At 62.2% G+C, this 23,862-nt stretch carries 22 protein-coding genes, 1 tRNA gene and 1 pseudogene; 16 read left to right on the top strand and 8 right to left on the bottom strand.

Annotated features, from left to right (window positions below):
* Positions 1-22: 22 nt before the first annotated feature.
* Positions 23-2,209 carry an excinuclease ABC subunit UvrB gene (uvrB, locus tag AC58D2_RS17280; protein WP_497392355.1) on the bottom strand — a complete coding sequence of 729 codons (2,187 nt, stop codon included), beginning with the start codon at positions 2,207-2,209 and terminating at the stop codon, positions 23-25.
* A gap of 52 nt (positions 2,210-2,261) precedes the next feature.
* Here uvrB and AC58D2_RS17285 point away from each other — a divergent pair, with 52 nt between their 5' ends.
* The 9 genes from AC58D2_RS17285 (at position 2,262) to AC58D2_RS17325 (ending at position 10,988) form a co-directional block, all read left to right on the top strand.
* Positions 2,262-2,825: a DUF3617 domain-containing protein gene (locus AC58D2_RS17285; RefSeq protein WP_497392356.1), complete on the top strand. Its 564-nt coding sequence runs from the start codon at positions 2,262-2,264 to the stop codon at positions 2,823-2,825.
* 479 nt (positions 2,826-3,304) lie between these two features.
* Entirely contained in the window at positions 3,305-5,050 is a 1,746-nt protein-coding gene (locus AC58D2_RS17290; protein ID WP_497392357.1) for a tetratricopeptide repeat protein, read from the top strand.
* A 135-nt stretch (positions 5,051-5,185) separates the two neighbouring features.
* On the top strand, positions 5,186-5,422 hold the full coding sequence (locus tag AC58D2_RS17295; RefSeq protein ID WP_003039428.1) for an acyl carrier protein: 237 nt from the start codon (positions 5,186-5,188) through the stop codon (positions 5,420-5,422).
* A 169-nt stretch (positions 5,423-5,591) separates the two neighbouring features.
* Positions 5,592-6,851 carry a beta-ketoacyl-ACP synthase II gene (gene fabF / locus AC58D2_RS17300; protein WP_497392358.1) on the top strand — a complete coding sequence of 420 codons (1,260 nt, stop codon included), beginning with the start codon at positions 5,592-5,594 and terminating at the stop codon, positions 6,849-6,851.
* A gap of 150 nt (positions 6,852-7,001) precedes the next feature.
* Positions 7,002-7,913 carry an endolytic transglycosylase MltG gene (mltG, locus tag AC58D2_RS17305; RefSeq protein WP_497392359.1) on the top strand — a complete coding sequence of 304 codons (912 nt, stop codon included), beginning with the start codon at positions 7,002-7,004 and terminating at the stop codon, positions 7,911-7,913.
* 73 nt (positions 7,914-7,986) lie between these two features.
* Positions 7,987-8,742 (top strand): alpha/beta fold hydrolase, encoded by a 756-nt coding sequence (locus AC58D2_RS17310; RefSeq protein WP_497392360.1) that lies wholly within the window; start codon positions 7,987-7,989, stop codon positions 8,740-8,742.
* 190 nt (positions 8,743-8,932) lie between these two features.
* Complete coding sequence (locus tag AC58D2_RS17315; protein ID WP_497392361.1) at positions 8,933-9,424, top strand: 2'-5' RNA ligase family protein; 492 nt, start codon at positions 8,933-8,935, stop codon at positions 9,422-9,424.
* Between the two features lie 55 nt (positions 9,425-9,479).
* A tRNA-Met gene (locus AC58D2_RS17320) sits at positions 9,480-9,556 on the top strand.
* Between the two features lie 178 nt (positions 9,557-9,734).
* On the top strand, positions 9,735-10,988 hold the full coding sequence (locus tag AC58D2_RS17325) for a tyrosine-type recombinase/integrase (protein ID WP_497392362.1): 1,254 nt from the start codon (positions 9,735-9,737) through the stop codon (positions 10,986-10,988).
* 15 nt (positions 10,989-11,003) lie between these two features.
* On the opposite strand, the gene AC58D2_RS17330 is transcribed toward AC58D2_RS17325, so the two are convergent.
* Together AC58D2_RS17330 and AC58D2_RS17335 are read right to left on the bottom strand one after the other, a co-directional pair.
* On the bottom strand, positions 11,004-11,201 hold the full coding sequence (locus AC58D2_RS17330) for a DUF5818 domain-containing protein (protein ID WP_497392363.1): 198 nt from the start codon (positions 11,199-11,201) through the stop codon (positions 11,004-11,006).
* A 12-nt stretch (positions 11,202-11,213) separates the two neighbouring features.
* On the bottom strand, positions 11,214-11,873 hold the full coding sequence (locus AC58D2_RS17335; protein ID WP_497392364.1) for a lytic transglycosylase domain-containing protein: 660 nt from the start codon (positions 11,871-11,873) through the stop codon (positions 11,214-11,216).
* 346 nt (positions 11,874-12,219) lie between these two features.
* Between AC58D2_RS17335 and AC58D2_RS17340 the strand changes: the two are divergent.
* Positions 12,220-12,768 (top strand): annotated as a pseudogene (locus AC58D2_RS17340) (DUF7146 domain-containing protein); the annotation flags it as partial.
* Between the two features lie 181 nt (positions 12,769-12,949).
* Here the strand turns inward: AC58D2_RS17340 and AC58D2_RS17345 are convergent.
* The 4 genes from AC58D2_RS17345 to AC58D2_RS17360 all read right to left on the bottom strand — a co-directional run bounded on the left by AC58D2_RS17345 (position 12,950) and on the right by AC58D2_RS17360 (position 16,016).
* Complete coding sequence (locus AC58D2_RS17345; RefSeq protein WP_494227691.1) at positions 12,950-13,375, bottom strand: thermonuclease family protein; 426 nt, start codon at positions 13,373-13,375, stop codon at positions 12,950-12,952.
* Between the two features lie 11 nt (positions 13,376-13,386).
* The gene (locus AC58D2_RS17350; protein ID WP_007011047.1) at positions 13,387-14,031 is read right to left on the bottom strand and encodes a S24 family peptidase; all 645 of its coding nucleotides are present in this window, start codon (positions 14,029-14,031) and stop codon (positions 13,387-13,389) included.
* 425 nt (positions 14,032-14,456) lie between these two features.
* The gene (locus AC58D2_RS17355; RefSeq protein WP_120106840.1) at positions 14,457-14,948 is read right to left on the bottom strand and encodes a PIN domain-containing protein; all 492 of its coding nucleotides are present in this window, start codon (positions 14,946-14,948) and stop codon (positions 14,457-14,459) included.
* Between the two features lie 3 nt (positions 14,949-14,951).
* Positions 14,952-16,016: a helix-turn-helix domain-containing protein gene (locus tag AC58D2_RS17360; RefSeq protein WP_120106842.1), complete on the bottom strand. Its 1,065-nt coding sequence runs from the start codon at positions 16,014-16,016 to the stop codon at positions 14,952-14,954.
* 214 nt (positions 16,017-16,230) lie between these two features.
* Here AC58D2_RS17360 and AC58D2_RS17365 point away from each other — a divergent pair, with 214 nt between their 5' ends.
* The 4 genes from AC58D2_RS17365 to AC58D2_RS17380 all read left to right on the top strand — a co-directional run bounded on the left by AC58D2_RS17365 (position 16,231) and on the right by AC58D2_RS17380 (position 20,438).
* Positions 16,231-17,175, top strand: a complete 945-nt coding sequence (locus AC58D2_RS17365) for a CBASS oligonucleotide cyclase (RefSeq protein ID WP_120106844.1) — start codon at positions 16,231-16,233, stop codon at positions 17,173-17,175.
* Positions 17,176-17,178: 3 nt separating this feature from the next.
* Positions 17,179-18,225: a hypothetical protein gene (locus AC58D2_RS17370; RefSeq protein WP_494227692.1), complete on the top strand. Its 1,047-nt coding sequence runs from the start codon at positions 17,179-17,181 to the stop codon at positions 18,223-18,225.
* 121 nt (positions 18,226-18,346) lie between these two features.
* A complete protein-coding gene (locus AC58D2_RS17375; protein WP_494227693.1) occupies positions 18,347-20,035 on the top strand; it encodes a TerB N-terminal domain-containing protein in 1,689 nt (562 codons plus the stop codon).
* Positions 20,007-20,438 (top strand): BREX system ATP-binding domain-containing protein, encoded by a 432-nt coding sequence (locus AC58D2_RS17380; protein ID WP_494227694.1) that lies wholly within the window; start codon positions 20,007-20,009, stop codon positions 20,436-20,438. Before AC58D2_RS17375 ends, AC58D2_RS17380 begins: the two co-directional genes overlap by 29 nt.
* Here AC58D2_RS17380 and AC58D2_RS17385 read toward each other — a convergent pair.
* Positions 20,393-20,902 carry a UvrD-helicase domain-containing protein gene (locus AC58D2_RS17385; RefSeq protein WP_494227695.1) on the bottom strand — a complete coding sequence of 170 codons (510 nt, stop codon included), beginning with the start codon at positions 20,900-20,902 and terminating at the stop codon, positions 20,393-20,395. The two genes, AC58D2_RS17380 and AC58D2_RS17385, sit on opposite strands and share 46 nt — an antisense overlap.
* Positions 20,903-20,994: 92 nt before the next feature.
* Between AC58D2_RS17385 and AC58D2_RS17390 the strand changes: the two genes are divergently transcribed.
* Positions 20,995-21,657 (top strand): cation efflux transmembrane domain-containing protein, encoded by a 663-nt coding sequence (locus AC58D2_RS17390; protein WP_494227696.1) that lies wholly within the window; start codon positions 20,995-20,997, stop codon positions 21,655-21,657.
* A 39-nt stretch (positions 21,658-21,696) separates the two neighbouring features.
* Positions 21,697-23,679, top strand: coding sequence for an FTR1 family protein (locus tag AC58D2_RS17395; RefSeq protein ID WP_497392365.1), 1,983 nt, complete (start codon positions 21,697-21,699; stop codon positions 23,677-23,679).
* Positions 23,680-23,862: the final 183 nt, after the last annotated feature.

Raw genomic sequence — 23,862 nt, forward strand, 5'->3', positions numbered from 1 at the left:
CGAGGGGCCGCGCGCGCCCGCTCTACCGCCCCCACTTCGTCTTGCTCGACTTCCCGAAGCGCCCCTTGCGCGTTCCCGGCTTGCCTTCATTGCTCCGGCCCACGCGCGGCGCGACCTGCTCGTCCGCCGGCAGACCCAACTCGTCCGCCTCCAGCCGACGGATCTCATCGCGCAGGCGGCCGGCCTCTTCGAATTCGAGGTCGGCGGCGGCGTCGCGCATCTTCTTTTCGAGGTCGGCGATGTAGGCGCGGAGGTTGTGGCCGACCATGTGCTCGGGCTTGTCGTCGCCCAGGTCGATGGTGACGCCGTCCTTCGATGCGACATGCGCGATGATATCGCCGATGTTGCGCTTGATCGTCGTCGGCGTAATGCCGTGCTCGGCGTTATACGCTTCCTGCTTTTCGCGGCGGCGGTCGGTCTCGCGCATCGCGCGCTCCATGCTGCCGGTGATGCGGTCGGCGTAGAGGATGACGCGCCCGTCGACGTTGCGCGCGGCGCGGCCGATCGTCTGGACGAGGCTGGTTTCGCTGCGCAGGAAGCCTTCCTTGTCGGCATCGAGGATCGCGACGAGCCCGCATTCGGGGATGTCGAGCCCCTCGCGCAGCAGGTTGATGCCGACGAGCACGTCGAACACGCCGAGGCGCAGGTCGCGGATGATCTCGATGCGCTCGAGCGTTTCGACGTCGCTGTGCATGTAGCGCACCTTGAGCCCCGCCTCGTGGAGAAATTCGGTCAGGTCTTCGGCCATGCGCTTGGTCAGTGTGGTGACGAGGGTGCGATATCCCTTGGCAGCGGTCGCCTTGGCCTCGGCGATCAGGTCGTCGACCTGCTCTTCGACCGGCTTGATCTCGACCGGCGGGTCGATCAGCCCGGTCGGGCGGATGACCTGTTCGGCGAAGACGCCCTGGGTGCGGTCCATCTCCCACGTCCCCGGCGTTGCCGAGACGCTGACCGTCTGCGGGCGCATCATGTCCCATTCGGAAAAGCGCAAGGGGCGGTTGTCGATGCACGAGGGCAGGCGAAACCCATATTCGGCGAGCGTGATCTTGCGGCGATGGTCGCCCTTTGACATGGCGCCGATCTGGGGGATCGTCTGGTGGCTTTCGTCGACGAAGAGCAACGCATTGTCGGGCAGGTATTCGAACAGCGTCGGCGGCGGCTCGCCGGGAAGGCGACCGGTCAGGAAGCGGCTGTAATTTTCGATCCCGGCGCAGCTGCCGGTCGCGGCGATCATCTCGAGATCGAAATTGGTGCGCTGTTCGAGCCGCTGCGCCTCGAGCAGCCGCCCCTCGGCTTCGAGTTCCTTGAGCCGCTCGGCAAGCTCGTGACGGATCGCCTCGGTCGCCTGTTTGAGCGTCGGACCGGGTGTGACATAGTGGCTGTTGGCATAGATGCGGATCGAATCGAGCGTTGCGATCTTCTTGCCGGTCAGCGGGTCGAACTCGGTGATTTCCTCGATCTCGTCGCCGAAGAAGCTGACGCGCCACGCCATATCCTCATAGTGCGAGGGAAAGATTTCAAGGCTGTCCCCGCGGACGCGGAAATTGCCGCGCGCGAAGGCCTGATCGTTGCGCTTGTACTGGAGCGCGACGAGCTTGCGGATGATTTCGCGATTGTCGGCGACCTGACCCCTTTTCAGATCGAAGATCATCGCGGAGTAGGTCTCGACCGAACCGATACCATAAAGGCACGAGACCGATGCGACGATGATCACGTCGTCGCGTTCGAGCAGGGCGCGTGTCGCCGAGTGGCGCATGCGGTCGATCGCCTCGTTTACCGAGCTTTCCTTCTCGATATAGGTGTCGCTGCGCGGCACATAGGCCTCGGGCTGGTAATAGTCGTAATAGCTGACGAAATATTCGACCGCGTTGTTCGGAAAGAAGCTCTTGAACTCGCCATAGAGCTGTGCCGCGAGGATCTTGTTCGGCGCGAGGATCAGCGCGGGCCGTTGCAGCTCCTCGATCACCTTTGCCATCGTGAAGGTCTTGCCCGATCCGGTGACGCCGAGCAGGACCTGATCGCGCTCGCCCTCCTTCGCCGTGTCGACGAGCTCGCGGATCGCGGTCGGCTGGTCGCCGGCGGGCTGATAGTCGCTGATCAACTCGAAACGGCGTCCGCCCTCGACCTTGTCGGGACGCGCGGGGCGGTGGGGGACATAATCCTCCGCCGTGTCGATTTCGTCGAGCGACGTGCGAATCTGAATTGCCATCGCGGCCAATATGGGGAGGATGAGAGGCTTCGGCAATGACGGGAGAGCGACGATGAACAAGCCTGTGATCGCAGCGGCGGCGGCATCCATTCTGGTGCTGGCGGCGTGCGGGAAATCGGACGAAGGCGTATCGGCGAAAAACGCGTCGGTCGACGAAGTTCAGGAAAAGGTCGCCGCGGCCACCAAGTCGGGCGAGTTCATGGCGCCGGGCCAGTGGAAGGGGTCGATGAAGGTCACGAACCTGGCGTTTCCCGAAGAAGAGAAATTGCCCGCGGCGATGCGCGACCAGATGAAGGCGCAGATGGCCAAGGGGCACAGTTTCGAAAATTGCCTGACGCCCGAGGAGGCGCGTGACCCGCGCAAGAACCTGGCCGATAACCAGGGCGGCCAATGCACCTACGATCATTTCGAGATGGCGAACGGGGTTATCGACGCAAAGATGACGTGCAACGCCGGGGGCGCCAAGCGGGTGATGACGATGAACGGCACCTATAGCCGCGACAGCTATGACATGAAGATGTCGGCGCGCGGCGACGGCAGCGGGCCGGCGGCGATGTCGATGGACATGGAAATGTCGGCGCGCCGGGTCGGCGAATGCAAGGCCGGCGACAGCTGATTGCGCGCTGCCGAGCGAAAGGCTGACAAGGGAACCGGGGAGGGGGCGGACTTGCCGGCCGGGAGGTAGGTGGGGCTACGTTCCCGACCGGCGAAGTCTCAGTGTATGGAACCGGCAAGTCCGGTGAAGAATGCCAGGGACCAGCTCGCATCCTTCGACCCACCGGTTCCAATTCGTCTACCTGAGAAATATCTCAGACCAGACCGCGGCATCGTGGGGACGCCGCGACCATTGAAAAATTGCAGGAACGGACCTGCGATGTGAGTTACAAGGGGTCACGTATCGGCATGTCGCCGAATCTTAGGGAAGCATTAACTTCATTTCTTGGTTTTTTGCGCAGAATTCCGCGGAACGAATGCGGCGAGCGCGCGTTTGAAGCGGCCTGTTACCGTTACATGGCAGTAACTATGGGTGGTGGCGGGTGTCGTTTGGCGTATCTACCGCGCTTCGAAGTGCCGGGGGGCATCAGAGGGTAGGGAATGGACCGCACGAAGACCAATGACGCCGACCATGCGGACGAGACCGATCGCATCATCGCCGAAGAACTCGAACGGCTTCTGGCGTCGCCGCTGTTCGTGCGCTCGCCGGTGCTGTCGCGCCTGCTGCAATTTCTGGCCGATCATCGGTTGCGCGGCGGCCGGAGCGCCCCGAAGGCCTATGCGATCGCCACCGAGGCTCTGGGCCGGAGCGCCGATTTCGACCCTGCGATCGACAGCTATCCGCGCGTGATGGTCGGCCGCCTGCGGGGACTCCTCGACCGCTATTATGCGGACACCGCCTGGGTTCACCGGCTGCGCGTCCCGCAAGGCAGCTACGAACTTGTGGTCCAATATCGGGTGGCTCCCCCGTCGCGCGCACCCGGCGACGGCCAGGCGGCGACACAAGCCGATGCTGGCGGCGCGGGCGCGGACGCCGCCGGCAAAGCGAGCGGCGACAGCGCGCGCCGATGGATGTGGGGCGCTGCCGCATTGCTCGCGGCGGCGATGCTCGCCGCGATCTGGTGGTATTTCCGCGGCGAAACCGAATTGCTGGGGCCCGAGCCGATGCCGCTGCTCGAAGTCAGCGCCCCGTCGGCGGGTGAAACGCCGGTCTCCCGGGCGATCGCCCGGGCGCTCGACGGTAAGCTGCGCGACGGGCTGCGGCGGTTCGACCTGGTCGACTTGCGCAGCGCGCGGTCGCCGGGCGGCGCGGCCCCCGACGGCGCGGCGGACTATCGGCTCGATTCCTCGATCGTACGCACGACCGAGGGGCCGGTCGACATTACGCTCGTCCTGAACCGCGTCGAGGATCAGCGGGCGATATGGTCGACGCAAATTCGGGTGACCGACGGCCAGATCCCCGAATTCGGGCCGCTCGCACCGGCGATTGCCCAGCTTGCCGGCGATTATGGCGTCATCGTGCGCGACCAGATACAGCGCCGGCCGGACGATTTCGCCCCGGGCTATCCGTGCCTTGCGCAGTTCAATCGCATGCGCCAGATGCGCAGCACGGCCAATGCGCGGCAGGTCGAGGCGTGCCTGCGGGCCTCGATCGAGGAGCGACCCCGCGATGCGACGCTGCTCGGCGCGCTCTCCTGGCTTCGCTTCGGCGACTGGCAGCCGCGGCGGGATACCGCAGCCGGAAAGGCGGCTTTCGCCGATGCGCGGAGCCTGGCCGAGGCCGCATATGAAAGCGGGCCGAACAGCACCGCGGGCCTGTTCGCGATGGCGCGGACCCATTTCTATGCCGGCGATTGCCAGGCGGGCATGGCGATGGGCGACGCCGCCGCGCTGCTCAATCCCTATGATCCCGACATTGCGGGATTCCTGGGGCTGTTCAAGGCATCGTGCGGCAACAATGCCGCAGCGATCCCGCTGCTCCGGCGCTCGGTCGAACTCGACCCCACCTATGCCGGGGTCCCGGCGGTGACGCTCGCCTTCATGCTGGCGCAGGGCGGCGAGGTCGATCAGGCGCTGGCGATTCTCGACCGCATGCCGTCGCCGAGCAATCTGGAACCGCAATATCTGATGACCCGCGCGATCGTGCTGGCGCGCAAGGGCGACATGGTGGAAGCGCGCGCGATGTGGCAACGCGTGCTGGCCTATACGAAAAAGCCCGCCAGTGCGCCGCCCGAGGAGGTGCTGCGCCAGTTCATGATTACACCCGCGGTCATCGCGCGCGCTGCCGACGCGCTCCGCGCCTCGGGCGTGGTCGCTTCGCAGGCCGCAGATCGAACGAGGCGCTGAGCCCGGGCGGTCGAAAGCGCGCCAGCGAAGGGCCGGTGTCGGACGGCGATCACGCCAGCCCTCTTGCCAGTCCCGTCGCTGGGCTCTAGGGCAAATCCCAACATTCACGACATAGCCAGAAAAAAGGAACTGTGCATGAGCGATTCGGCTGAAAAGGTTAAAAAGATCGTCGTCGAACATCTGGGCGTCGAAGCCGACAAGGTCACCGAAGAAGCGAGCTTCATCGACGATCTGGGCGCCGACAGCCTCGACATTGTCGAACTGGTGATGGCGTTCGAAGAAGAATTCGGCGTCGAGATCCCCGACGATGCGGCGGAAAAGATCGCCACCGTCAAGGATGCGATCGACTATATCGAAGCGAACAAGGGCTAAGGCGGCCCGGTCCGGCATGGCCGGACGCGGCGGCGACGCTGCCCACGCGTTTCCGGCTTCCCGGTCCCTGACGCTCGCGCGTGAGAGGCCGGGAAGCTTTTTTTATGGGCATGCCCCGACAGAGTGATGCCGTGCCCCGGACAGGCCGGGGCCGACGAAAGGAATGACTATGCGCCGGGTTGTGGTGACGGGTTTGGGTCTGGTGACGCCTCTGGGCGGCGACGTCGAGACGAGCTGGGCCAATCTGATAGCCGGAAAGTCGGGTGCGGGAACGATCACCCGCTTCGACGCATCCGACCAGAAATGCACGATCGCGTGCGAGGTCAAGCCGGCCGACCATCCTTATGGCTTCGACCCGATGAAGCGCGTCGATCACAAGGTGCAGCGCCAGGTCGATCCGTTTATTATCTATGGCATCGATGCGGCCGGGCAGGCCCTCGAGGATGCCGGCCTCACCGATATGGACGAGGACACGAAGCTGCGCGCCGGCTGCTCGATCGGATCGGGCATCGGCGGCCTGCCGGGGATCGAGAGCGAAAGCCTGCTGCTCGCCGAAAAGGGGCCGGGCCGCGTCAGCCCGCATTTCGTCCACGGTCGCCTGATCAACCTGATTTCGGGACAGGTCAGCATCAAATACGGTCTGATGGGACCCAACCATGCGGTCGTCACCGCCTGTTCGACGGGCGCACATTCGATCGGCGACGCGGCCCGAATGATCAAGGACGGCGATGCCGACATCATGTTGGCGGGCGGGTCCGAATCGACGATCTGCCCGATCGGCATCGCGGGCTTCGCACAGGCGCGCGCGCTCAATATGAGCAGCAACGACGCGCCCGAAAAGGCGAGCCGTCCCTATGACAAGGACCGCGACGGCTTCGTGATGGGCGAGGGGGCCGGCGTCGTGGTGCTCGAGGAATATGAGCATGCCAAGGCGCGCGGCGCCAAGATCTATGCAGAGGTCGTGGGCTATGGTCTGTCGGGGGACGCCTATCACGTCACCGCACCGCACCCCGAAGGATTCGGCGCCTATCGTTCGATGGACATGGCGCTCAAAAAGGCGGGCATGGCCCCTGCCGATATCGACTATATCAACGCGCACGGCACCTCCACCATGGCCGATACGATCGAGCTGGGCGCGGTCAAGCGGCTGTTCGGCGATGCGATCGGCGGTGTGTCGATGAGTTCGACCAAGTCGGCGATCGGCCATCTGCTCGGCGGGGCCGGCGCCGTCGAGGCGATCTTCTGCATCCTGGCGATTCGCGACCAGATCGTTCCGCCGACGCTGAATCTCGACAATCCCGACGAGGGAACCGAAGGCGTCGACCTGGTCCCGCACACCTCGAAAAAGCGCCCGGTGAAAGCGGCGCTGAACAACAGCTTCGGTTTCGGCGGCACCAATGCCAGCCTGATCCTGAAGGCGGTCGACTGATCCTTCGCGTTTCCAAACTCCGTTCGCCCTGAGCTTGTCGAAGGGCCGTTTTTCCTTCAGACCTGAAGGCAAAAGGACGGTGCTTCGACAAGCTCAGCACGAGCGGAAGAGGGTTTGCGCAGCATGACACTCGCGCGGTTTTTACAGGCTATGATTCTGGCGCTGCTTCTCGCCGCCTGTTCGGGCGGCGCGCCGCGCGACACCGTCGTGGTCATCCCGTCGGGGGCCAGCATCGCCAAGGCAGGCGAGATACTCGAAGAGGCGGGTGCGACATCAGCCTCCGCCTTTGTCAATCATGCGCGCTTCCTTGGCAGCGACGACCCGATCAAGCCGGGCGAATATGAAGTGAAGCAGGGCATGAGCGCGGGCGACATCCTGGCGCTTCTGCAATCGGGCAAGACCGTCCAGCGGTTCGTTACCGTGCCGGAGGGCATGCCGTCGATCATGGTGTGGGAACGGCTGATGGCCGAAAAGCGGCTGAAGGGCGAGATACCGGTCCCGCCCGAAGGGAGCATTCTGCCCGACACCTATGCCTATACCACCGGCGAGACGCGCGCCGCGGTGTTGAAACGCATGCAGGCGGCGATGGACAAGAGCTTTGCCGAGCTGTGGGCGAAGCGCAGCCCGCGGACCGCGGCCAAGACGCGCAACGAAGCCCTGACGCTTGCGTCGATCGTCGAAAAGGAAACCGGGGTCCCCGCCGAGCGCCGCACCGTGGCCGGGGTCTATACCAATCGGCTGGCGGTGGGCATGAAGTTGCAGGCCGACCCGACGATCATCTATCCGATCACCAAGGGCAAGCCGCTCGGCCGCCGGATCAAGCGGTCGGAGATTCAGGCGGTGAACGACTATAATACCTACAGCATGACCGGGCTGCCCAAGGGGCCGATCGCCAACCCGGGCAAGGCCTCGATCGCGGCCGTGCTCGACCCCGAAGCGAACGACTATCTCTATTTCGTTGCTAAGGGCGACGGCGGCCACGTCTTTGCACGCACCCTTGCCGAGCACAGCGCGAATGTAGAGAAATGGTACGCGCTGCGGCGTGAGCGGGGCGAGATGTAGGACGCCGGTGGGCCGGCCCCGTTCGTGGGTGGCACCAGGATCGGAGCGACGCGGCGAAGCGGGAGTGAGCGAGATGACGGCAAAGCTGTTCCTCCACGGTGTGCCCGACAGCCCCGCGATCTGGAGCCCGCTGATCGACGCGCTCGATCTGGGCGACACGCCGGTCGCGGTGCCGGCTCTGCCTGGCTTCACCGGGCCTTTGCCTGCTGGTTTTGCGGCGACCAAGGACGCTTATGCCGACTGGGCGGTGGGGCAGGCGGAGGCGCTGGCGGCGGCGCACGGACCGATCGACATCGTCGGGCACGACTGGGGCGCGCTCATCGCGCAGCGGGTCGCGATGCTGCGCCCCGACCTGATCCGCAGCTGGACGGTTTCGAACGCCGTGATCGATCCCGACTATCGCGGCCATCGTATCGCGCACATCTGGAACAGGCCGATCATCGGCGAACTCTTCATGGCGCTCAGTCGGCCCGCGTCGCTCGCCAAAGGATTGTCGGCGCAGGGTGTGCCCGCCGGTATCGCCGCCGAAGAAGCCCGCCAATGGGCGCACAAGGACAAGCGCCGCGCGATCCTGAGGCTCTATCGATCGGCGCATGGCCTGGACTTTTCGCGCGACTGGGCGTGCGATCTGGCGCGGTTGCCGCGACGCGGCGCGCTGATCTGGGGCGCGGGCGATCCCTATGTCGACCTGTCGGTCGCAACGCGCTTTGCCAGTCGGCAACAGGTGCCGCTGACGGTCGTCGAGGGGGCTGGCCATTGGGCGATTGCCGAGCGGCCGCGCGATGTCGCGGAGGCGCTGCGCGCCTTTTGGGACCACCAGGCGGCGTGACCGAAACAATCGATCATTGTAAGGCAAATTATCGATTGGCCTTATCGACGCCGCGGCGCCATCTGTCCGCCCGTCCCCGACGCCCATCGATCCGCTTGCGGGTTTCGGCAGGGGCACTGAAATAGCCGGCGCGGTCATCCCCCCTCCCAACCGCGTCGCTGGCGCCGCGCCCATCGTCGTCACTGGAACGATGGGTGCGGCCGACCAGCGCCATTTCGATGCGCTGCGCACCGCGCATTTCCCGCCCGAGCGCAATCTCCTGTCGGCGCATATCACCCTGTTTCACCAGCTGCCGCCGTCGTCGCTCGATGAACTGGCGCAGCTTGTCCGGGCGATCGTTGCCGATACGCCGCCGCCCGATGCCATGTTGCGCGAGGTCTATTCGCTCGGCCGCGGCGTCGCGTTTCGCGTCGAAAGCGCCGGGCTGCTGGCGGTGCGAGCGCGGATCGCCGACCGCTTTGCCGGCTTGCTCACCGCGCAGGACCGCGGGACACCCCGGCTGCACATCACGGTGCAGAACAAGGTCGAACCCGCGCGCGCGCAGGCCTTGCTCTCCGAACTTGCAGAATCCTTCCGTCCCCGCCCGCTCCGGATCGTCGGCCTGGCCGCCCATCATTATCGCGGAGGACCGTGGGAGCTGGCGTTCGAACGGAAATTTCGCGGCGCGCGCACAGGATATTGACCCGCGCCGCAGCCCTGCCTATAGGCGCTGCTCGCCCGCACGGGCGGCCTTTCGGGGCGGAGTAGCTCAGCTGGTTAGAGCAGCGGAATCATAATCCGCGTGTCGGGGGTTCAAGTCCCTCCTCCGCTACCATTCCTTGATCCGGAAGCTTCCACTAGCTTCCGCATTTTTCCAAAAATCGAAAGAAAAGCAGAGGGTTGCGGGTGATTCGCGTCCGCATGCGCCCATGGTCTTCCACATGCAGCCAGATTTGGTGTGGGGGTATTTTGGGGGTATTTTCGCGGAGTATCGGAAAGGAGCGATACCCCCAATGCCTCTCACGGAGATTCAGGCCCGAAATTCCAAGCCACGCGAGCGCGCCTACAAGATGGCCGACGGGGAGGGATTGTTTCTGTTCGTCCAGCCAAACGGGTCAAAGTTGTGGCGGATGAAGTACCGCTTCGCGGGCAAGGAGAAGTTACTCTCGTTCGGCGCCTACCCAGACCTCGGGATAGCTGCAGCGCGCGACAAGCGCACAGCCGCAAAGGCGTTGCTAGCCGAGGGCAAGGATCCAATGAAATCCAAGGGAGAAGTGATCTCGCAGGAAGGAGCCACCTTCTTCGAGGTCGCAAAGCGCTGGCATGAAAATCGAAAGAGCGCGTTGAATGCCGCGCACGCTGAACGCGTCTGGTCGCGCATGGAAAGGGACGTTTTTCCAGCCATCGGCGAGAAACTCGTGAATGAAATCACGGCACCCGACGTCCTGGCAATGATCCGCAAGATCGAAGCAAGAGGCGCGCTCGATATCAGCCGGCGTGCGAAACAAGGGGTGGGGCAAGTCTTCCAGTTCGCAATCGCGTGTGGTCTGGCCTCGAACGATCCGACGACGCATTTGCGCGGGGCTCTAAAGCCGCGACCAAGAGTGAAGCATATGAGCCGGCTGCCGCTCAGCGAGTTGCCCGCATTCATCGAGAAGCTGCATGCCTACCAGGAAGAGGGCGAACGACGGTCCGCGATCACCCGTGACGCAGTTCTCTTTGCGCTCCTGACTTGGGTTCGAACCAAGGAACTGCGTTTCGCCGCCAAATCCGAGTTTGAAGACCTGGGCGGGAAATCACCTGTCTGGAGGATACCAGCCGAGCGAATGAAGATGGGACGAGAGCATTTGGTACCCCTCTCGCAGCAGGCAACGCACATCGCGAAATCCATGATAGCAGCAGCGCCTGGCGAGTTTCTCTTCCCGGGCAACGGCCCGAACAAGCCGCTTTCAGAGAACACAATGATCTACGCGCTCTATCGCCTCGGATACCACAGCCGCCAAACCGTACACGGCTTCCGGGCCTTGGCGAGCACCTGGGCCAATGAGCAGTTGGTAGAGTTCGGTAAGCCGCCCATGTGGATCAGGAAATACCATGAGGATTGGGTCGAACTACAGCTCGCGCATTCGGAGAAAAACGATGTGCGTGGAGCGTACAATGCCGCTGAATACCTGGCTCCTCGGCGCCGGATGATGCAGGACTGGGCTGACTATCTGAGCGGCGGGAAGGTGATCGACATAAAGAAGGCAGGGAAGCGGGCAGCCTGATAACGATGGCTTCGATCAGACCGGTCCAATCCAGTCCGCGCGCAATCGATCTCGACCTGCGACAACGCCTTCGACAATCACTGCTAATCCGACGAATTCGCATTCGGGTTCGTCGCTCTCGATGATCCAGACGACTTCGTCTGTTGTGGTCAGGAACATTCCGCGTCTACCGCGGCTTAACGTCCCCGACACGCGTATTCGACCTGCACTCACAATGCCCCCCGCTCAAAAACGCCAATGGCGCAGCACTTCGCGCACATAGGCCGGCGTCTCGCCATTGCGTGGAACACCGCCGGCGCGCTCGACGGCACCGGGACCTGCATTGTAGGCGGCGAGGGCCAGATGAACTACCCCGAACTTGTCTAGCATCTGGCGTAGGTATCTGGCCGCACCTAAGATATTCGCCTTGGGATCGAAGCGATTTGAAACGCCAAGGTCCCGCGCTGTCCCTGGCATCAATTGGCCCAAACCTGCGGCCCCGGCCTTGCTGATGGCCATCGGATTATATCGTGATTCCGTCCATACAAGAGCGTCGAGAAGGCCGCTTGGTAGCGAGTATTGAGCCTCAGCAGCGTAAACATGAGGAAGGTAGCTTGCCCGACGGAAGCCCGATGGCGCGCCGCCTTGGGGCTTTGGATATCGATAGGGCAGATAGGTTCGACCCGCATTGGTAGCCGGCGGCTCGGACGAGTCCATTGGAGGTTTTCTCCAAATGCCATGTTCGACGAGAAGGAAGCCATCAGTCCCTTCTGCAACGCGGAAGCCATCGGTCGTCAACTCCGAGGCAACGGTCATCTGAGTGGGCTCAAGTTCCTGCGCGTGAGCGGGGAGCGCGAGCCCAAATCCTACCGTTGCCGCTGCGGCTACTGCCCATTTCAATCTCATTCCCGAATCCTTTAATGGTCGAATCGGGAAAGAACATATATAGAACATATGATGTAGGAAAATGAAACCTCAACGACGCAGAGCGGAGGCTGCGCGGGTGGAGGCACGTTACGATGGAGATGCCCCCATGCGCCAACACCGATCATCCCAATTCCAAGGCGGGCAATTGGAAACCCGCGCGCGCAAGATAGTCGAGCAGTTGGGCGGTGTTTGGTCGCGTTCGCGCGGAATGTGCTGCTGCCCGGCCCACGACGACCGCACTCCTTCGCTAAGCATCACACTCGGAAAGCGCGCAATCCTCGTTCATTGCTTTGCCGGCTGCACGAACGAGGCAGTGATAGAAGCCATGGCCGGGCTCGGAATACGAATTGCGGACCTGTTCGATGGCACGAGTGGTCCGATCGTGGCCGAACCGCGCGAGGAAGTTGCCAATCGCAATGCGCTGAGGCTCTGGCGTGAGGCGTCGACCATCGCTGGCAGCCCCGCCGAGAAGTACCTCGCGTCCAGAGGCATCACGATTTCTTCGCCGGAGCTGCGTTTCCACCCGCGTATGCCGCTGGGGCCAAAGGGGGCTGTCCGGTTTCTACCCGCGATGGTGGCGGCCGTGCGCAATGATGCCGGAATTCTGGCGCTGCACCGCTCCTTCCTTGACCTCGACAAAACCAGCTTGGCTTCTTTCGATCAGCCCAGGCGTGCGTTAGGTAGTCCCGGTTCTGGCGCGGTGCGTTTTGCGCACCCGGATGGGGGGCGCCTTGGCCTCGCAGAAGGAAACGAAACGGCCCTCTCAGCGATGCAAATGTTCAATGTTCCCTGCTGGGCGACGCTGGGAAACGAACGCTTCGGCCTGGCCACCATCCCGGAATCGGTGCGGCAGCTGTATCTCTTTGTCGACAATGATGCGGGCGGGCACCTTGCTGAGGAGCGCGCGCGCGAGGCTTACGCTTGCAAAGGGCGGCTGATTGTCACCAACCGGCGTGCTCCACGCCCGGTGTCGAGCTCCCACACCCCGCCGCCCGAATGCAGTTCAAGTCCGAAGGGGCCTTCGGCAAGACGGCCTGTCAGACAGAGTTCCGGGCCTAGCGGCATGCGGGCCCTTTCCAGTAGCGATCCCAACGCAGCACTGTGCGTGTCTGGATCATCGCGCAGGAGAGATCGGCTCCGTTCGGCAGTCGGCACCAGGCAGCCGTCCGGTTGCCGCCTGCCGAACCTTCCGACCGGCATGTCAATCTCGGTCCACGAACTACGACATGCCCTGTCGAGATGGTCCCGCGAGGGCCGCCAAGAAGATCGACAAGAGCGTTACGCGCTTCGATTGCCGACGCGTCGGGGCAGGGCTGGTTGGTTCGGCATGTTCCGTCCATTTCGCGTGCGGCGATCCCTGCAATGCGGACATGGGGGCCTTCGCCGCACCATATAGGCCCGTCGCCATCCCAGACATGCGTGGGTGTGCAGGTAAAGGTCTGGCCAGCAGCGACGATCGAGGCAGCGAGGAGGGCAAGCATTGGCGAGCTACCTAGCGAAGCGCGCGGCCGAACCAAAGCACGCGGCCGACAATATTGATCGTCCGCTTCTCCAGTCCGCGCCAACTGGGATAGGCCGGATTGTCGCTGAGCACCGAGACCCGCTTGCCTTGCGGCTCGATTGCGACCCGCTTGACGCTGAGCATGTCGTCCATGCGCAGCACATAGATCCCGTCGCGCAGCCGCGACTGTCCATCGTTGAGATCGACCATGACTTCATCGCCGTCATGCAGCGTTGGCTCCATCGAATCCCCGTGCACGGCGATGATCGAAAGGCTCGTCGCCTTGCTTGCGGTCAGACGGCGCAGCCACTTCTCGTCGAACCCGAACTGGGCGCATTTGGATTCCATTTCGGCCAAAGCGCCGTGCCCTGCCGAGGCCTCGACATCGAGAACCGGGACATGGACCAGTTCGACGACCGGGCCGGATCGCCGTTCGGGAGCGCCGAGGATCTTCTCGTCTACTCCGAAGAAGCGGGCGAGCACGGAGCGGTCCTGCTCGTCCAACTGCCGGGGACTGCCGCGGCGAATGTATTGCTGGATGTAGGCCGCGTTGCGTCCGAGAAGGCGGGAGATCGACGAGTAATTACATCCTCGTTGCTGGATCAGATCGTCCAGGGCTTTACGTGCATCTTCCATCGCCGCGGGTCCTATCGCATCCGTCTAGGAAATTCGATCCTAGACTCTAGGAAGCCTTCCTAATAAGAACATAACAAGAACACAAGCGGAAAGCGAGTCGAAGGCGATGGAGCTCCTGGACCAGATTGAGGGCTATTTGGCGCGAAGCGGTACGAAGGCCAGCATGTTTGGTAGGCTGGCCGTTGGGGACCCCCGGTTTGTTCAGGATCTTCGCGAAGGGCGCCGGCCGAGGCGCAAAACGCAGGAGCGGGTGAGGCAATTTCTGGCGGAAAGGGGCTGAGCTCCTACTGTCTGCTCTCGCCAACAAAACGGTCGTTGATCTGCCCAGATTGCACTGTTCGGAACCGTCAATCATTCAGGAGTTACGGACAATGGCAACGGAGCCGATTGCCATCCGGCTGACCTCGGGCGTCACGACAGCATCGTCAGACTGAGTAACGATTGAGGCGCACACGTACTTCGGCTGCCGGCAATCGGCAGCGCGGATGCGTCGAGATCGTCTTCAGCCCTGCATGCAACTGCGTATAGCCAAGCACTTCATGTTCCTCGAAGCGGTCGCATAGCCAGAGCAGGCCATGCGTTTCAACTCCGCTATCGGCCGCAAGGCGCCTCAGAGCACCATCGCCGGTCAGCAGTGCCCAACGCCGCTGCTCGGCAATCGCAAAGGCAAAGGTGTCGGGCGCGGATAGAACTGTGCGCTCCCGGCGTACGGCAATGGCACGCGTTAGTTCGGCAGGGTCAAGTTCTTGGATAATCAGACCGAGTGCAACCAATCGATCGCCTAGCTCCCCTCGCAGTTCGCGGTGAAACAGCAGATCGGGAACCGCGAATGCATAGGGCAGGCGAAAGAGGTCTTCGAGAAACCCGCCTCGTTCCAGATCGATAATCACAGAAGTATCCGAAACGAGGACGGGCAAAGGCTACACCATGTTCTGATCCAGTCGCGCATCGAGCTCGCGCACGGAAATGCCGAGCAGTTCCGCTGCCCGAGCCTCTCCAATTACTTGCTCTGCCAATGCTCTATAGCACAGCCGTTCGAACCGGCGAGGCTCCTCTTCTTCAGGTTCCATCCGCGCTGGCTCCTCATAAGGCGGCGAGCGCCAGCCCCGTTCGGCGAATATGCGGAACAGTTTTCCCAGCGACGCCTGGCTCAAGATGCCCACGTCCTTGCAGCGATAAGCCAGCGCCTGGATGCTCACGCCAAATCGTTCCTTGAGCGCAACCAGTTCGCCAATGCTGATTGACGATCGATGAGCGCCGACCTCTGAACGCAGCACATCGGCAGGCATCAGAAAGGCACCGGCAAAGCGATGCGCTGCCTTCTCTTCGTCGACACCGCCTTCGGGTGCCAGAACCATATGGCCAAGTTCATGTGCAAGATTGAATCTCTTGCGCTCGGACCACGAACTCTTTTTGATGACGATCACTCGTGAGGCAGCCCGGTCTTTGCGTCTAACCTTGGCGGCCAGCCCGTCGATCTCGTCGAGATCGAGCGACATCACCTTTATCCCGCGCTCTTCCAGCAGTTCCGACAGTTTGGGAATGGGATCATTGCCCAGCCCCCAGTCCTCGCGCACCGAGCGCGCCGCGTCTTCCGCATCCCGCAAATCTGCAACCGGATGCGGCGCGCTGCGCGGCTGCTCCCAATCGACGCTGCGCAGGTTGAGCATGTCCTCAACTGCCAGATAGCGTTCGAGCATATGGATCGTGCGCGCTTCGAGCTGGGCTTCCTCGCGCGCCGAAGCGATCGCCTTCTTGCGAAAGTCGACCCCTTCGAGCTCGAGTTCCTCTGCGCTCAGCAGATAATCGACCGACACGCCCAATGCATCGGCAAGCGCAATCAGCACACCCGAACCCGGCATGGCCTCGTCGCGCTCATATTTGCCGATGGCCTGGGCGGACACGCGGTTGTCGATCGCCTCAGCGAGCCCGCGCAGCGACAGGCCGGCGGCCGAGCGCGCCACCTTGAGCTTGCGTCCTATCATATCGACCTCCTGCGATGCAGTTTACAAACTGCCATATAGAAATATTTTTGTAAACCGAAACCCCTTGAAATGGTTTAATGCCATCCTAAATGTGCGATTATGAGGCCCAAGATATCGGGTTTGTAAACCGAAGCGCGATGAAACGCCCCGCAGCCGGGACCCGATACCGGCGCAACCGGCGAGCCAGCGCGCGAATGTTCAGGGAGTGCCCAAGATGGCATTGAGCAATACCGCGCTGCGCTATTACGACTGCAATGTGCTTCGCCTGCCGGCGGACAAGCGCAAGGAATATCACGAGCAGGTCGACCGTCTGGTCACGGAATTGTGCAAGTCGTTGCGCAACCGGACCGAGGTTAAGATCACCAAGGTCGTCAAGGCCGGTTCCTTCGCCAAATACACCATCCTGCGCAAGACTTCGGTCGACCCGGTTGATGTCGATGTCGTGGTCTATATCGCCGACATGGATGCGGACCAGGAAACTCTGCAAAGCCTCAACGACACGATCTACGAACTGCTGATCAAGCAATATCCGACCAAGTCGGTTGAAGACTTCGAAATCCAGCGCAAGGCCGCAACCGTCACCTTCGCTGGCACCGGCCTCAGCGTCGACATCGTGCCGGTGATCGAAGATCCCGACCGGCCCGGCTATGGCTGGCAGTTCGACCTTCAAACCGGCGATCCGGTCGAGACCTGCGCACCTGGCCAGATCAAGTTCGTGCGCGACCGCAAGGATGTGGACGGCGACTTTCGCACGCTCGTGCGCATGGCCAAGAAATGGCGCAACCACCATGGCATCACAAAGCTCAAATCCTTCACCATCGAACTGATCATGGCCCATGTGCTCGATACGCAGGGCACTGGCGGCAGCATCGACCAGCGCTTCCGCAATTTCCTGCTCTATATCGCCCAGTCGGGTCTCCTGGACGAGATCAGCTTTCCTGAAAACACCCTCCCGCTCGGCGAGTTCAACGACCCGGTGGTGATCCTCGATCCGGTGTCCAGCCAGAATAATGTGGCCAGCCGCCTGTCCGAGCAGGAACGGCGCGACATCGTCGCGGCCGCGAACGAGGCTTGGGAAACTGCCAGCTTCGCCTCTGCGGAAAACGACAATGAGGTCTGGAAAGAGATTTTCGGCCCGCGCTTCAAGACGGAGGACTGAGCCATGAGCCAGACCGCAACCAGAACCAGCACTTACACCACGGCCGATATCGAGAAGGTCGTCACCCGTGTGCGCTCCGACCTGATGATGATCGGTGACAGTACGGGCGCATGGCCCCCCGAAAATCTCGTTCGGCGCCCCGGCGACATTGCCGGCCCGCTCGCCATCGCTGTCCAGCACTACAAGACCGAAGACCAGATCCCCGAGGATCAGGCGGAGCTATGGGATCGGTTGCGCGATAGCCCGCTGGTCGAGATCGAAAACGCCGCGCAATGGAACATGAACAGCAAGCGGATGGAAATCCAGGCGCGATCAGGCGATATCTTGATTACGCTCGGTGGCGGTGAAGGAGTGCTCTATCTCGCCAATCTCTATCATGCCGCGGGCAAGCCAGTGATACCGCTCGATCTGCCTCTCACCACAGACCATGAAGGGGCACGCCAGCTCTATCGGTTCGGGCTGCAGCCCGCTCAAGCCGAACGTCTGTTCCGCACAAATGACGACCAAAATTCGCATGCCTGGCTCAATCGCATCCGCTTCCCGGCACGGCAGAAAGTCGACGAGCGAGTTAATCAGCTCATCGAACTGCTCGAAGCATTGGAGCCACCGCGGGCCTTCGCTGTCCGGCTGCTCAATGACAAGCACCCGGACTATCGCCCGGTCGAAGACCATTTTGAGACCGTCGTTCGCCCGATCATCGAGGGCGAATTGGGCTATCGTCTTGTCGTGATCGATGGCGAACAGGCCTTCGACTATCCTCGCGTCGACCAGGAGATTTTCGAAAAGCTTCATCGTAGCAGAGTGGTACTGGCCGACATCACCGGCGGGCGCCCCAATTGCTTTCTTGAACTCGGCTATGCTTTCGGGCGCGCGCTACCGACGATGGTGATGGGACGTGCTGGCACGGACTTGCCTTTCGACATTACGACCTTTTCTGGCCTCCTTTGGGATGACAGTTTATCGCTGAAGGAGCGTCGGGATGCGTTTCGAACTCACTGGCAGGCGATCCGCAATCGTCCGCCCCTGGTCTCCCCGGAGCCTTTGATCTGATGACTGTATTCGAGGAGATATTCATCTCGGTCGATGTTGAGACATCGGGGCCGATCCCCGGTGAATTCAGTCTACTGTCGATTGGTGCATGCGCCGTCGATAGACCCGATCAGCGTTTCGAATGCCTACTGAAGCCGATCAACCACCCGACGACGAGAAGCAGGAAATAGTTGCAGAGGTTGAACGGCTGAAAGTTCTTTTCGCCGATAACTACTCCGCCCAAAGGTATCTCGGTGAGTTCCTCGACATCGCGCGTATCATGGCGATGGGCGGCATCTCCTTAGACGATGCGACACTCAAGCAGGCGATCCTTGAGAACCGTAGCTGGGACTTGCCATTTTCGCTGAAGTTCGCGCTCGGCGGCATGATCGCCGAAGGCAAAGCCTTCGATGCCGAATGGCTGCATCTCTGGCTGCATTGCCACCCAGAGCGACGCCTTCGCACTCCAGCCGAGCGTTGCGGTGACGAATTCAAGGCACTTTTCAAATTGAAGTTCGACGCGCTTTATCCTGATGGCTTGAAAGTTCGAACGCCTCGCAAGCTTCTGAAAATGGACTATCGTGCTGCATCCAGCGAGTTCAATTGCTCGGTCAATCTCACGGCGGGAGATGGCGGAGATGTGGCGATCCCCGACGTTACTGATTTGCGGTCGCCAGTGCAGAAGGCGCAGAAAATCGCAGATGAGGCTATGGATGAACTCGACAAGTTCAGCCGGTATCTTGGACGAAATCCAGATGGCCGTGGGAGCATTGAAGCACAGGCGCTGCTACCTGCTGAGCTTTGGGGTCTGTTCCCGTCAGAAGAGTTGGAAGAACTCAAGGACTGGGCGCGCGAACAAGTAGCCGCAGGCGGGTTGGTCCCAGCACTTGATGTGATCTCGCGCCTGGAAGGAGAAACGCGGGAGAAGCTCGGCAAGCGGAACTTGACTGGCGCAGCAGATGCACTCGCCCGGATCGGCTTCGGCATGGCTCCCGACCCAAGATTTTCACTGCGTGGACCGAAGATCGACGAACCCGTTGTGATCTTCGAACTCGGCGAGCCGGTCGAACAGCTTGAAGACGTCTCCCCGGCCTATCGAACCGAATTGTTCGAACTAGCGCTGGCGACCTTCGTGGCACATGCCGATAGTAAGATCGTGGAAGCAGAGCGCCGAGCCCTCCGCAACAAGGTCGAGGCAACTAAAGGGCTGACAGAGCTAGAACGAAAGCGACTTCACGCCAACCTCGAATGGTATCTCGATGTTCCGCCGGACATGTCATGGCTGCGCAGTAAGCTGAAAGATGCAGATGCAGAGCATCATCTCGCTTTGCGCGCGGCAGTTGTCGCGATTGCCCATGCTGATGGCGTTATTCAGTCCGATGAAGTCGCCAGTATTGAGAAAATTTACAAGGCATTAGGAATCGATGCTGGCCTCGTCTACGCTGACCTTCATGCCGGAGACGTTGCCGATGGCCCTGTCCGGGTCAAGGCCGCCGAAGCGGAGGTCCCCGGCGAACAAATCCCCGATGAACCAAAGGCAAAGGCGGCCTCCCTCGATGCGGCGCGTATTGCCGCTATTCGAAATGACACCGAGCGCGTTTCAAGCGTACTGGGCGAGATTTTTTCGACCGACGAAGACGTGAGCGACGAGGCCACCGCAGCACATGCTTTTCCATCATCAATGGCTGGCCTCGATCCCAAGCACGCGATGCTTGTGGAGCAGATAATCCAGCGCGAACACTGGACTGACGAAGAGTTTGACGAGATCGCCGGTAAGCAAGGGCTCATGCCCTCTGGCGCGCTTGATCCGCCGGTATTGGGAGGGACATGAAACCGGCGATGAAGAACTGAAATCGGCAGCAATTCGATGGCTGCGCGGCGAATTTGCGACCAAGACCGATGCTCGCAAGGCTCTCGGTGTTCGCACCATCGTCAATGACGCCAGCGTCTACGACCACCTCAAACTGATGTCGGCATTTGTCTGTGAAGCGGGCTACAAGGGCCTGCTCGTTGGCCTGGACGAGATGGTCAACCTTTACAAGCTGACTTCATCGCAAGCCCGCAATGCCAACTATGAGCAAATCCTGCGCATCCTGAACGACGTTCTGCAAGGGAGCGCGGAGAACCTTGGGTTCCTCATGGGAGGAACGCCGGAATTCCTCATGAACACGCGGCGCGGCCTCTACAGCTATGAGGCCCTCCAATCTCGCCTCGCAGAGAACACCTTGGCCTGAATGAATTGACTTGAAACGTCGCAAATCGCCTGCGGGCTCCTGAACGTCCGGTTCAATGTCAGCCGCGTTGCGGCCGGGAAGATCTTTTCGAACTCCGGCATCACAGAGATGTCGGCGCCGGCGAAGCGGTTGATACCTTGCCAATCATCGCCAACCACACACAAGTGCCTGGATGCCTCATGGGGGCCGGCCAAAGCCTTCAGCAGGCGGATGCGAGCACGTGAGCTGTCCTGGAACTCATCCGACAGGATGAAAGTGAACGGGTTGCTGTAGCGGCCACTCTCGACATGATCTGCCGCGAGGATGAGCATGTCTTCGAAGTCGATGTAGCCACCATCCTTTAGTTTGCTTTCCCAGCCTGCCGCAACGCGTTCGTAGATGCTGACAAATCTGGCTAGCCGATCCGCATGGGCATTCTTCGACTGAGCCTTCAAAGCTTGCTGCAGATCTGCGTGCCAATTCACCGATGCGCATTGATCCGGCCCCTTGACCCTATAGTGACTTCAGGGTGCATATGGTGGAGCCATGACCGATTCCAACACCGACAGGTACATCAATGGCTGGATGTGATTGCGCGCCGAGCGATGAACCCGCCGACGATCCCCAATGGCGCCGGGCACTCTGGATCGCGCTGGCGATCAATCTGGCGATGTTCGCGGGAGAAATCGGTGCGGGGCTGGTCTCGGGCTCGCAGGCGCTGCGGGCCGACGCCCTCGACTTCCTGGGCGATGCAGCCAATTACGCGATCAGCCTGGGCGTCGCCGGTTCGGTCCTTGCATGGCGCGCGAAGGCGGCGCTAGCCAAGGGCGCGACGCTCGCGCTGCTGGGGCTGTTCGTTCTGGTCTCCACGGGTATCGCGCTGATGAACGGCACCGTGCCGCGGGCCGAAATGATGGGCGTCGTCGGAGTCATCGCGCTGATCGCCAATGGCGCGGTGGCGATCATGCTGTTCCGTTTTCGCAGCGGCGATGCGAACCGGCGCTCGGTCTGGATATGTTCGCGCAACGACGCAATCGGCAACATCGCCGTGGTTGCCGCTGCCGCGGGTGTATTCGGAACCGGCACGGCCTGGCCCGATCTCATCGTCGCCGCAATCATGGCGGCATTGGGCCTGTCCGGCGGGTGGCAGATCATGCGGCACGCTCTGCGCGATCTCGGCGAAGCGTCACGTTCGTCCAATTCATCGGTCAATACTCATTTTAATAATGCGTCGCAATAGCCTTGACCCTGTAGCGGCTTCAGGGTGTATGCGCGCCGCATGACGAATCTCGGATCGAATCGCATGATCCGCCATCTGGGCGGATTTCTGGCAGTCCTGCTCATTCTCGTGGCATCGGGGCTCACGGCGTCGCCTGCGGCAGCCCAGTCGCTCGGGCCGGCGACCGTCCAACGGGTTGGTACGACGTGGAAGCTCCTCGATTACATCGCGGTCGATTACGAGGGCGCGGTGTCGGGGGGCAGGATCACCAGCGACGGCGAATATGCCGAGATGCAGGAGTTCGCGGCCACGATCGCGGATGAGATCGATCAACTGCCGGAGCGGCCGCAAAAGGCCGAACTCGTTCGCGCGGCGCGCGCCCTGCGCGACCAGATCGCCGCGAAAGCTCCGGCAGCGCGGATAGCTGCGACCTCCCACACGATCTCCGGCGTGCTGCTCGCGGACTATCCCGTCCCGGTCGCGCCTTCGACGGCGCCGGACGTCGCGCGCGGTGCAGCTCTCTTTGCCGATAACTGCGCCGCCTGCCACGGCACGAGCGGGAACGGCAAGGGGCTCGATGCTGCCGGGCTCGAAACGCCGCCGGTTGCGTTCACCGACACCGACCGCGCGCGCAAGCGCAGCCTCGCGGCACTGGAACAGGTCATCTCGCAAGGGATCGACGGCACCGCGATGCAGAGCTTTCGCGACCTTCCTGCGGGAGATCGCTGGGCGCTCGCCTTCCGCGCCGGGGAGTTCGCCTTTTCTCAGGCCGATGTGCGCCGCGGCGAAGCGTTGTGGAAGAGCAGCGCGGACATTCGCGCGAGAATTCCCGACCTCAAGGCTCTGGTGACGATCACCCCCGAAGCGCTGGGCGAGCAGATCGGACAGGCGCGGGCCGACGCCGTCATGGCCTATCTCCGCGCCAATCCCGAAGCCGTTACGGCGCGGGCTTCGGGCGATGCCGGCAAAGCCATCGCCACGACCCGCGCCAGGCTCGGCGAAAGCGTCGACGCCTACCGCTCCGGAGACAGGAAACGGGCCAAGGCGCTCGCTCTGTCGGCCTATCTCGACGGCTTCGAACCCATCGAGCCGCTGCTCAGCGCCAAGGACGCCGGACTGATGGCGAATATCGAGACGCGCATGGGTGCGTTCCGGGCAGCGATCGGCGACGGAATAGCGCCCGATGCCCTGGCGACGCAGGCGGGAGCAATCGATACGCTCCTCGATGACGCCGAGCGCGCCCTCGCGCCCGGCGCGTCGAGCGCCGTCACCACGTTCGCCGGCGCGTTTGCCGTCCTGTTGCGCGAAGGCCTCGAAGCGCTGCTCATCGTCGTGGCGATGCTGGCGTTTCTGGAGAAGGCGGACCGCAAGGACGTGTTGCGCTACGTTCACGGCGGCTGGACGAGCGCTCTCGTTGCCGGAGGAGCGACCTGGCTGGTGGCCACCTATGCGATCGGCATCAGCGGCGCGAGCCGAGAGCTGACCGAAGGGTTCGGCTCCCTGTTTGCGGCGGTCGTGCTGCTGTCGGTGGGCATCTGGATGCACGGCAAGGCGCAGGCCGGCCAGTGGCAGAGGTATATTCAGGAAAAGCTCGCCAGGGCCTTGGGCGGCCAGTCGGGCTGGTTGCTGTTCGGCCTCGCTTTCGTCGTCGTATACCGCGAGGTGTTCGAGACGATCCTGTTCTTTGCCGCCTTGTGGTCGCAGGGCAACGGAGCGGCAATGCTTGCTGGAACGGTCGCCGCCGTGCTCGTGCTCGCCGGCCTCGCGTGGACGATGCTGCGGTACAGCCGGCAACTGCCGATCGCCAGCTTCTTCCGCTACAGCTCCTGGCTGATGGCCGCGTTGACAGTGGTGCTCGCGGGCAAGGGTGTCGCCGCATTGCAGGAGGCAGGCTGGATCGATATCGCGCCGCTATCGTTCGTGCCGCGACTTTCGATCATCGGCCTTTTCCCCACGCTCGAGACGATCGCGGCGCAGATTCTCGTCCTTGTCGCGCTTGTCCTCGGCTTTGCGGTCAATCGTCGCCGAGTGGCCGCAGACTGATGCGCTGCCTTCCTGACGATTTAAGACTGCGGCTCGATGCGGCCGCCGCTCTGGCGCGGCGCCAGCTTAGTGGCAAATCCGACCGTCCAGCATCACGCTTACCTACCGGCGACACGGAGTCACACTGGTTATGAAAGCGAAAGTTCTTCGGTTCAGGGGCCTATCCGCAAAAATTGTTTGAAG

It is taken from the genome of Sphingopyxis sp. CR5, assembly GCF_059693785.1.